5 protein-coding genes are annotated in these 7,818 nt (G+C 41.9%); 4 read left to right on the top strand and 1 reads right to left on the bottom strand.

Going from position 1 to position 7,818, the window contains the following annotated elements; genetic code table 11:
* Positions 1-4 precede the first annotated feature (4 nt).
* Positions 5-967: an ABC transporter permease gene (locus Q8W26_RS13000; RefSeq protein WP_305473611.1), complete on the top strand. Its 963-nt coding sequence runs from the start codon at positions 5-7 to the stop codon at positions 965-967.
* On the opposite strand, the gene Q8W26_RS13005 is transcribed toward Q8W26_RS13000, so the two are convergent.
* Positions 964-1,908: a hypothetical protein gene (locus Q8W26_RS13005; RefSeq protein WP_101213300.1), complete on the bottom strand. Its 945-nt coding sequence runs from the start codon at positions 1,906-1,908 to the stop codon at positions 964-966. The genes Q8W26_RS13000 and Q8W26_RS13005 overlap by 4 nt on opposite strands.
* Before the next feature lie 252 nt (positions 1,909-2,160).
* Here Q8W26_RS13005 and Q8W26_RS13010 point away from each other — a divergent pair, with 252 nt between their 5' ends.
* From Q8W26_RS13010 to Q8W26_RS13020, 3 genes are all read left to right on the top strand, one after another.
* Entirely contained in the window at positions 2,161-3,237 is a 1,077-nt protein-coding gene (locus Q8W26_RS13010; RefSeq protein ID WP_101213301.1) for a 3-deoxy-7-phosphoheptulonate synthase, read from the top strand.
* Between the two features lie 14 nt (positions 3,238-3,251).
* Positions 3,252-4,388 carry a bifunctional chorismate mutase/prephenate dehydrogenase gene (tyrA, locus tag Q8W26_RS13015; RefSeq protein WP_101213302.1) on the top strand — a complete coding sequence of 379 codons (1,137 nt, stop codon included), beginning with the start codon at positions 3,252-3,254 and terminating at the stop codon, positions 4,386-4,388.
* A gap of 293 nt (positions 4,389-4,681) precedes the next feature.
* Positions 4,682-7,818: retention module-containing protein (locus Q8W26_RS13020; RefSeq protein ID WP_305473613.1), on the top strand; the 3,137-nt coding region annotated here is incomplete at its 3' end.

Genomic DNA, 7,818 nt, shown 5'->3' on the forward strand with positions numbered 1-7,818 from the left:
GCGTTTGAATAGTTTATTGGACGTTATTTTACTGTTTGATGCTAGCTTTCGCTTAGCAACTCCGTTGCTCTTTGCTGCTTTAGCTGGGCTATTAAGTGAACGTGCGGGAATTATCGATATTGGACTGGAAGGTAAAATGCTTTTTGGTGCTTTCGCGGCAGCTTCATGGAGTGCAACAACAGGCTCACCTTGGCAAGGTCTAGCAGTCGCCATGTTCGCAGGAATGTCTTTAGCGCTATTACATGCTTTTTCATGTATCACACATAAAGGTGATCAAGTTGTTTCTGGCATTGCTATTAATATGTTGGCATTAGCGTTGTCTTCAATTCTTGCCCATCGGTTATTTTCATTAGGGGGCATGACCCCTATCCTGGATTCGGTTGAGCGTTTACCTCAAGTGAATTTCCTCCCCCTGATTTATCCAAGTCAGGAAGAGGCTGCATTATTAGCTTATAAACAGCTGCTCAATGGGCAGAATATTTTAATTTATATTGCAGTATTGCTCGCGGTGCTGATTTGGTTGTTCTTTAAGTTTTCGCCGTTAGGAAAGCGAGTGCATGCCGCAGGCGAAAACCCTGTTGCGTTAAAGCGCTCTGGTGTCTCAGTGGATAGCATCCGATATGGTTCTATTTTGGCTGGTGGCGCAATATGTGGTGTGGCAGGCGCTTATTTATCTATTGGCCACGGTGCAGGTTTTGTTGAAAATATGACGGTAGGTAAAGGGTTTATTGCATTAGCAGCGTTAATCTTTGGTAAATGGCATCCAATTGGTGTGCTTTTCTCATGTCTATTCTTTGGCTTTTTAGAGGCATTGGCTATTCGCTTGCAAGGGGTTGATATCTTTGCATTTGGTTGGCCTATACCGATGCAATTAATTGAAGTGACTCCTTATTTGCTAACATTAATTGTTTTGGCCGGCTTTGTTGGGGAGTCTCGAGCGCCGAAGGCTCTAGGTAAACGGCTTTAGCCCGTTAATGTTAGGCCTTCTTCAGCTTCAATGTGCGCATTAATCACCTCGTTACGCTGTATATTTAACATGACAAACACTTGCCCTGACTCCGGAGATAGCCTGAAGTCACAGTAGAGTTTTGTTTCCCCTATTTGATGTGGAAAACGGATTGTTTTTCCTGGTTGTTTGAGCACTTTTGCCATTTTTGAATTGATAGCTTCTGGTAGTAGCTTGAACTTTGAAATGCCATTTAGCTTCATGAATTTACTAGCTTGATGATTGTAATAACGGATATTTCCCGTTGGAGAGAGTCGTAGTAGTATATTGGGGTGATTTAAAAAAAATAGTGATAAGCGCTCTGCGCGTTGCATTTTTTTTCGTTGTTTTACCAATAGCGCCGTAATAATGATACAGAAGCAGCAAAGAGCAAGTAGCTGAATGATAAGGTTAACTTTTTCCCACTTTAAGTGTTGTTTTAGTTCGAGTAAATTATTTGCAGTGTGCTTTTGAGTGAGCGTTACTAGGTTATGGTCTCTTTGAGTATGAGTCGTGAGAAGGTCTAAAAGTAATCGCCTTGTACCGAAAGAGGTTTCAATTTTTCCATCTTTTAATTCTTTGATATACATTAAATATTGTTCACTAAATTCAACTAAACTATCTTGGCTATTCAATCCACGTATAAGAGTTTTTAGCCAAGCTTTATGTTGCTGAGTTTTTGAATCTATCAATTGGTAAGCAATATCGAGACGTTTATTTTCAAGGGATTCTCTTAATTGTACTAAATCACTGTTAAGTTGAAAGGTTACTGCTTGCACAGAGCCTAACCTCGCGGTTGAAGTACCAATTACATGTATTTTACTGTTATTGATAATGAGCCAGCATTGATGAATTAGAATAAATAATACGATTAAGAGCGCGAGTAATTTAAGAACTGAAGTGACGGATTGGACTTTGAACATTGTAAATAAATCCCTTTCTTTGATGTTTGGTCAGCCGCTGTTGATGGTGATTCAATCATGACTTAAGAGTATGTCTAAAGTTTAGACGCAAAAATTACTAATGAGGCGATAAAATAGCAGTACTGTAAACTTAATCTAATTATTTGTTCTTCTTAATCGAAATGTTGCATTGTTTATTTTTTGATGGTACAAATACTCTATCAGCTCAACAGAGCAATCTTGATTTGTATGACTAAAGGCAGAGGATTAGAGATGAATAGTGGAAAAATTGACAATAAGCATATCTCTTCAGAGAAAGTATTAATTACACCGGCTCAGTTGAAAGAATTGATGCCTTTAAACGAAGGTGCTCAGTCATATATTTCACAAGCTCGTGAAACTATTGCTAATATTATTCATGGTAAAGACAAGCGTTTACTTGTTGTCACAGGCCCTTGCTCTATTCATGATATTGAGAGTGCTAAAGAATACGCCCTTAAGCTCAAAAAACTTCATGAAGAACTTAAAGATGATATGTATTTGGTGATGCGTATTTATTTTGAAAAGCCACGTACTACCGTAGGGTGGAAAGGTTTGTTAAATGACCCGGATATGGATGGCTCTTTTGAAGTAGAAAAGGGTTTAAAGCAAGGTCGAGAGCTACTGTTATGGTTAGCTGAGCTCGAGTTGCCAGTGGCAACTGAAGCACTTGACCCTATCAGTCCACAATATTTGTCAGAATTATTTAGTTGGGCTGCAATTGGAGCTAGAACAACAGAATCACAGACCCATCGTGAGATGGCGAGCGGCCTATCGATGCCTGTTGGCTTTAAAAATGGTACTGACGGAAAACTTAATGTTGCGATTAATGCTTTAGAGTCTGCAGCTCATTCACATCGTTTCATGGGGATAAACCCTCAAGGGCAAGTAGCGTTAATGCAAACTCAAGGTAATCCTGATGGTCATATCATACTTCGGGGAGGAAAATCCCCAAACTATCAATCGGATCTTATTACTGAAATAGAATCGCAAATTCAAGGCGAAGGTTTAGTGCCTAAATTAGTGGTAGATTGTAGCCATGGTAATTCAAATAAAGATCATCGCAGACAACCACTAGTTGCGGATGATATATTTGACCAAATAAATCAAGGTAACAGCTCCATTATGGGGATCATGCTCGAGAGTCACTTAGAAGAAGGTAACCAATCTAGCTCGTTACCAAAAGAGCAGTTGCGATATGGTGTTTCAGTAACTGATGCATGCATCAACTGGGCTGATACAGAGCAACTCTTGATTCACGGTGCAGAAAAAGTTCGCTCTGCATTAAAAAAACGAACGATATCTACATAAATTAGGAGGGCTCCATGGCTGAGTTGTCGTGTGAAGCATTGGATGAGCTACGTGATAAGATTGATGTTGTTGATGGCAAGCTAATAGAGTTAATTGTTCAGAGACTATCTTTAGTCGCTGAAGTCGGTGAAGTTAAAAGCGCTGCTGGAGTGCCTATTTATGCACCTGAGCGAGAAGCTAAAATGCTAGCTAAGCGCCGTGCTGAAGCTGATGTTGCTGGAATTGGTGGTGATCTTATTGAAGACATACTCCGGCGGCTAATGCGTGAGTCATACCATAGAGAAAAAGATACCGGTTTTAAGCGCTTAAATTCAGAGTTGAAAAAAGCGGTTATTATCGGTGGTCAAGGAAAGCTTGGTCGGGTGTTTGAAAGAATGCTGACTCTGTCGTCTTATCATGTTGAAGTTCTCGATAAAGATGATTGGGACAATGCTAAAGAGATACTTGATGGTGCAGGCTTAGTTATTGTTTCGGTTCCAATTAATTTAACGACTGATATCATCAGTGAATTGAGTCATCTTGATGAGGACTGTATTTTAGTCGACTTAACGTCGGTTAAGCAGAAGCCACTAGAGGCAATGTTGGCGGTTCACTCTGGGCCAGTTTTAGGTCTTCATCCAATGTTTGGTCCTGATATTGTGAGCTTAGCTAAACAAGTTATTATTTATTGTGATGGACGGTATCCTGAAAAGTATCAATGGCTACTTGAACAAATGTCAATTTGGGGAGCTAAGTTAACACAAGCTGACCCACAAGAGCATGATCAAGCAATGACCTTGGTTCAGGGAATGCGCCATTTTACTACCTTTGTTTATGGACAGCATTTAGCAGCGGAAAACCCCGAGTTATCAACACTTTTGGAGTTCAGCTCGCCTATTTATCGTTTAGAGTTGGCTATGGTAGGTAGATTGTTCGCGCAAAGTCCTGAATTATATGCGGATATTATTTTCTCTTCGAGTAAAAATAAAGAAATGTTTTCGCGTTACTTGAGTCACTTTGAACAAGCTAGCCAACTGTTGAATAATGATGATAGGACTGGCTTTATAGAAAACTTTAATCAAGTGTCTAATTGGTTTGGCGATTATTCCCAACAATTTTTAGATGAGTCTCGAAACTTATTAATGCAAGCAAGTGACAGCAGACCTGTTTAAATTAATTTTAGCCTTTCGGCTCGTTGAAAGGCTACACCTTTTTTTCTTCTTCATATGATTTCACCTCTTTCCGTTTTTTTGATTTAGAACACAATTCATGGCATTTTTAGTTTATTTAACCTACAGTTCTTGTGGGCTAAATTGCATCGAAAGTAAAATAAATATACAATATTAAAAATTTTTGTATTAATTTAATTTCAAAATAAATTACTGACCCATAAGTGTTTTGTTTCCTTTCTTCGTTATTTCTAAACACTTGATTGAACAGATTTGCCAACATAAAGGTATTGTAAATGAAAACTATTGTCTCTAAGCAAAATGCACAAGTTCTAAAAGTTACTGGTGACACCAAACTTTATACCGCAAATAAAGAGATGCCCCTGCAAGCTGGAGACCAAATCATTGCTGGCGAAATTGTTTTTTTCGCTGATGGTGGGGCAGTTAATGTTCAATATGCTGACGGTAGTTTTGATGTTTTAGATAGCAAAAATGCTCAAGAGCAAGGTGAGCTCTCAAGTGAAAATACTGTAAACCTTTTTGCTCAATTAAATGAAACGGGTTCAGAAGAGTCAATTACTGATGACATCGCTGCCATTCAAGCATTAATTGAGGCTGGTGGAGATATTAGCGATCTTCCTGCAACTGCTGCAGGTAGTTCTCAAAATGACGGTGGTACGTCTTTTGTTTCTATTGAACGAAGCGCTCAGGAAACTATCGCTCAAGCAGGTTTTGATACTAATACATTTGAAAGTGATACGGCACTATTAGATCAACAAGCCTCTCGTGATGAGATTATTTTAGATCAAACCATCGAGTCTAGTTTAGAAGTTGATTTTACAATTAATAATCAAAATGCAACCTCAACAATTAATGGTACTGCTGAAGGAGTATTGCCGGGCAGTGTTATTAATATCACTGTGACAGATGAGAATGATAATACTGTTACTGTGGACAATGTGATTGTTGGTTCTGATGGTAGTTATCAGGTTGATAATGTTGATTTGAATGATTTGTCAGATGGTCAAATTAGAGTTGATGCCTCAGTTGAAGACGTTAACAGCGTGGTAGTTTCTGCATTAGCTAATCAAACATTGGATACGACAGCTCCTTTTGTTGGTGATGGCACAAATACTATTACTGTGGGTGGTGCAGAGGATGGTTTTATTAATCAGGATGAGGTTGATGAAACGGACCTTGGTTTAGTGATTGAGCCGGGCGCGAGCATTGAAGAGCTTGTGATCACTGGCCCGAACGGCGGTACGGTTACTGTTCCAGTAGACGATATCGTGATTGGTGAAGGCGGTGTGGTTGAGATCCCAGACCTTGACTTATCAGGTCTTGGTGAAGGTGAGTTAACCATCACGGGTAAAATCAAAGACCCTGCGGGTAATGTGGGTGAGCTAACAGAAAAAGTCATCAAAGACACCATTGCACCGAACCCAGATGATGGCAAAAACAGCCTAGAGATTGGTGGCGGTGAAGACGGCTTTATCAATAAAGATGAGATTGGTGACACAGACCTTGGCTTAGTGATTGAGCCGGGCGCAAGCATTGAAGAGCTTGTGATCACTGGCCCGAACGGCGGTACGGTTACTGTTCCAGTAGACGATATCGTGATTGGTGAAGGCGGTGTGGTTGAGATCCCAGGCCTTGACTTATCAGGTCTTGGTGAAGGTGAGTTAACCATCACGGGTAAAATCAAAGATCCTGCGGGTAATGTGGGTGAGCTAACAGAAAAAGTCATCAAAGACACCATTGCACCGAACCCAGATGATGGCAAAAACAGCCTAGAAATTGGTGGCGGTGAAGACGGCTTTATCAATAAAGATGAAGTTGGTGACACGGACCTTGGTTTAGTGGTTGAGCCAGGCGCGAGCATTGAAGAGCTTGTGATCACTGGCCCGAACGGCGGTACGGTTACTGTTCCAGTAGACGATATCGTGATTGGTGAAGGCGGTGTGGTTGAGATCCCGGGCCTTGACTTATCAGGCCTTGGTGAAGGTGAGTTAACCATCACGGGTAAAATCAAAGATCCTGCGGGTAACGTGGGTGAGCTAACTGAAAAAGTTATTAAAGACACCATTGCACCGAATCCAGATGATGGCAAAAACAGCCTAGAGATTGGTGGCGGTGAAGACGGCTTTATCAATAAAGATGAAGTTGGTGACACGGACCTTGGTTTAGTGGTTGAGCCAGGCGCGAGCATTGAAGAGCTTGTGATCACAGGCCCGAACGGCGGCACGGTCACTGTTCCAGTAGACGATATCGTGATTGGTGAAGGCGGTGTGGTTGAGATCCCAGGTCTTGACTTATCAGGCCTTGGTGAAGGTGAGTTAACCATCACGGGTAAAATCAAAGATCCTGCGGGTAACGAGGGTGAGTTAACAGAAAAAGTCATCAAAGACACCATTGCACCGAACCCTGATGATGGCAAAAATAGCCTAGAGATTGGTGGCGGTGAAGACGGCTTTATCAATAAAGATGAAATCGGTGACACAGACCTTGGTTTAGTGGTTGAGCCAGGCGCGAGCATTGAAGAGCTTGTGATCACAGGCCCGAACGGCGGCACGGTCACTGTTCCAGTAGACGATATCGTGATTGGTGAAGGCGGTGTGGTTGAGATCCCAGACCTTGACTTATCAGGCCTTGGTGAAGGTGAGTTAACCATCACGGGCAAAATCAAAGATCCTGCGGGTAACGTGGGTGAGCTAACAGAAAAAGTCATCAAAGACACCATTGCACCGAACCCTGATGATGGCAAAAACAGCTTAGAGATTGGTGGCGGTGAAGACGGCTTTATCAATAAAGATGAGATTGGTGACACAGATCTTGGCTTAGTGATTGAGCCGGGCGCGAGTATTGAAGAGCTTGTGATCACGGGCCCGAACGGCGGCACGGTCACTGTTCCAGTAGACGATATCGTGATTGGTGAAGGCGGTGTGGTTGAGATCCCAGGCCTTGACTTATCAGGTCTTGGTGAAGGTGAGTTAACCATCACGGGTAAAATCAAGGATCCTGCGGGTAACGTGGGTGAGCTAACAGAAAAAGTCATCAAAGACACCATTGCACCGAACCCTGATGATGGCAAAAACAGCTTAGAGATTGGTGGCGGTGAAGACGGCTTTATCAATAAAGATGAGATTGGTGACACAGACCTTGGTTTAGTGATTGAGCCGGGCGCAAGCATTGAAGAGCTTGTGATCACTGGTCCGAACGGCGGCACGGTCACTGTTCCAGTAGACGATATCGTGATTGGTGAAGGCGGTGTGGTTGAGATCCCAGGTCTTGACTTATCAGGCCTTGGTGAAGGTGAGTTAACCATCACGGGTAAAATCAAGGATCCTGCGGGTAACGTGGGTGAGCTAACAGAAAAAGTCATCAAAGACACCATTGCACCGAACCCAGATGATGGCAAAAACAGCCTAGAGAT

The organism is Psychrobium sp. 1_MG-2023, from assembly GCF_030689115.1.
Taxonomy (GTDB): Bacteria; Pseudomonadota; Gammaproteobacteria; order Enterobacterales; family Psychrobiaceae; genus Psychrobium.